1 protein-coding gene is annotated in these 1101 nt (G+C 50.4%); it reads right to left on the bottom strand.

What is annotated here, in order from left to right; all coding sequences use genetic code 11:
- Positions 1 to 986: hypothetical protein (locus THS27_RS26260; RefSeq protein WP_210403036.1), on the bottom strand; the 986-nt coding region annotated here is incomplete at its 3' end.
- Between the last annotated feature and the right edge of the window lie 115 nt (positions 987 to 1101).

The following is a 1101-nucleotide window of genomic DNA, read 5'->3' as shown; positions in this document are numbered from 1 at the left end:
TAATGAGTCCTGAGCCTAGTCGAATCACTGACATTGCTGTTACTGGCTGAAATGATCGAAGCCGCATAACTGGAAATCGTCGCATCAACACCAGCCGCTTCCAAAACATCTTTAAGATTGGTATTTATATGACTAATGTCATTACCACTTTTAATGGAACTAACCAAAGCATCTGCGACTGCATCAATAGCAAGTGACGCATCCGTTTGCACCCCGGATCCGGTAAGAGCCTTGGCACCCATGGTCATAATATTGGCAACCTGAACGCCAGCCTTGAACAAGGCTTCGTTGTTGGTCGCGACAGGATCAACGGTTTTCAAATCAACATCGAAGCCGCCCGTCAAGCCAAAGGCATTCTTCACCGCCGTAATGGCTTCTTCTTCCGTGGTATTGGGATCATCCTCAATCAGCTTTTGCACCAATGTTGTCAGTGGCGTGACCACGCTGGAACCATCAGGAGCCGTCAATGTTCCTTCAAACGCCAGGCCAGTGCTGATATCGGTACCACCTGTGATCTTGATGGCGCCACTGCCGGTCAGGCCGGTAAAATTACCATTGGCATCGGTTGTAACCGTATTGCCCGATCCATCAACACGCGACACCGTGGCGCCAGAAATGTAACCATCGACAACCTTGCCGCCGGATCCACCACCAAACGCACCCCCTAGTCCACCGCCGCCACCGCCGCCGCAAGCCGCCAAAGGTAAAATCAGGGTAGAAATAATGCCGATCTTCAGGTTGGCATTATATTTCTTCTGCCAATCAGCAATAAATTCCAGAAATGCCTGCCGTCCCTGGGGAATCTGGATCTCGCGTGCTTCTAACGCATCAAATCTGTCCAACCCGACATCCTGATGCGCCACCCGAACCGACGGTAAAAAATGGCCCGCCAGAAATGCGGCACTGGTATCACCCTCAATCGCATTGGCAAGATCGCCAACAACTGTATCCGCAGACGTAACAACGCTATTCATGTTCGAAGTCATGCTGAGTTTCCCCATTTAAACCCAAGAAGGCAAGTTCAATGCCCTGCTTGCAAGTGTCCCAAAGTCTTGCATTATGCTCTGATCAGGTTTTCGTCTAGGGTCTGGACTCAATTGG

This window comes from Thalassospira sp. MCCC 1A01428 (genome assembly GCF_002115825.1).
Lineage (GTDB): Bacteria > Pseudomonadota > Alphaproteobacteria > Rhodospirillales > Thalassospiraceae > Thalassospira.
The sequence above is the reverse complement of the archived record's forward strand: the minus strand, read 5'-3'. Positions and strand labels throughout refer to the sequence as shown.